At 27.6% G+C, this 1744-nt stretch carries 2 protein-coding genes; both read left to right on the top strand.

The window, feature by feature from the left end; all coding sequences use genetic code 11:
• Positions 1-1077: glycosyltransferase (locus tag V7024_RS24315; RefSeq protein ID WP_335524648.1), on the top strand; the 1077-nt coding region annotated here is incomplete at its 5' end.
• Positions 1074-1744: polysaccharide pyruvyl transferase family protein (locus V7024_RS24310; RefSeq protein WP_335524646.1), on the top strand; the 671-nt coding region annotated here is incomplete at its 3' end. The genes V7024_RS24315 and V7024_RS24310, both read left to right, overlap by 4 nt.

The following is a 1744-nucleotide window of genomic DNA, read 5'->3' as shown; positions in this document are numbered from 1 at the left end:
GGGGGAGATCTTGAAAGTTATGTTCCCAAGCATATAAATATCTTATCGGTTCCAAAATATTTTCAATATATAAATAATGAAAACGTCCCTCTAAGAAAAAGCGCAACCTATCTTTATTATAGGATTAAAACCTCTTTAAGTTTAAGAGTAAACAATTATAAGGAAAATACTTTACATAGTGAGCAAGTAGTGTTTAAAAGTATACAAAAAATAATAGATCCAATTCAAACAAAATATGATGTAGCCATCGCTTATAGTCAAGGGATGCCAACATACTTTGTTGCGAATAAAGTTACTGCATCACAAAAATTTGCATGGATTAATACGGATTATGTGAATACATTGTATGACAAAGAAATTGATTATGAATCTTATAAGAAGATAGATAAGATCATTACAGTTTCTCAAAATACGAAAGATTCACTAATGCAACTTAGAAAAGAATACATCGATAAGGTAGATATCGTTTTAGATATAATAGATCCAAATATGATCTTTAAAATGGCAGAAGAAGAAGTTAATGAATTCGACAAATCCTGTATAAACATTTTAACAGTTGGAAGATTGGCGACTGTCAAAGCATATGATACAGCTATAGAAGTAGCTCATTTATTAAAAAAATCAGGATATAACTTCAAATGGTTTGGAATTGGGGAAGGACCAGAAAGAAAGAGGCTCGAAGAATTAATAGATAAATACAAATTAAATAATTGTTTTATATTGCTTGGAAAGAAACTGAATCCATACTCATATATGAAAAAATGTGATATATATGTTCAAACATCAGTAAAGGAGGGATTTGGTCTTACAGTATGTGAAGCTAAGATATTAAAAAAGCCGATTGTATGTACCGATTTTTTTACAGCTAAAGAAATTATTAATCATAATGTAGATGGTTTAATAGTCAAACAAAATATAAATAGTATATACAATGGAATAAAAAAGTATTTAGACGATAGTAATCTTAGAGGGAAAATAATAGAAGAGCTAAATTGTAAGGAACCATATAGTTCGATAAATCAATTAAATAAATTCTATGAACTGATAGAAAATGAATGCGTGGTGATAATGAAATGAAAAGGATTTTTGTAGATATTTACTTAATGTTCAACTTAGGAGATGATTTATTTTTAGATATTCTTGCGAAGAAGTATCCTCATTGTGAATTTACAGTTAATTATCTTGGTAAAGATTATGATCAATTTATTACTCAATACCACAACGTTAATAGAAGAAAATATACAATTTTGAATAAAATTGGACAACGTCTTAAAATATCAGATTCTATAACGAATTATGATAAAGTAGCAGAGGAACATGATGCATTAATATTTATAGGTGGTTCTATTTTTAGAGAAGAGAAGTATCATAACTTATTATATCAAGATAGAATGAAGATGGCTCAAGAATTTAAAAAAAGGAACAGGTCAATTTTTATATTAGGTGCAAATTTTGGCCCATATGAGACAGAAGAATTTTTTCATGATTATAAAGAATTTTTCAAGCTATGTGATGATATTTGTTTTAGAGATAGATATTCATATGAATTATTTCAGGATTTACCGCAGGTTAGATATGCACCAGATATTGTTTTTCAAATGAATATAGATGAGTATAAAACAGAAGTAAGTAAAAGCATAGTTGGATTTTCAATCATAGATGTTAGACATAAATATGGATTATCAATGTATTATAATGACTATGTAAACAGTACAGTAAAGACAATAGAGTTATTGGTGAATAG

Origin of the sequence: Bacillus sp. JJ864 (assembly GCF_036963045.1) — a bacterium.
GTDB classification, from domain to species: domain Bacteria; phylum Bacillota; class Bacilli; order Bacillales; family Bacillaceae_G; genus Bacillus_A; species Bacillus_A pseudomycoides_C.
The sequence above is the reverse complement of the archived record's forward strand: the minus strand, read 5'-3'. Positions and strand labels throughout refer to the sequence as shown.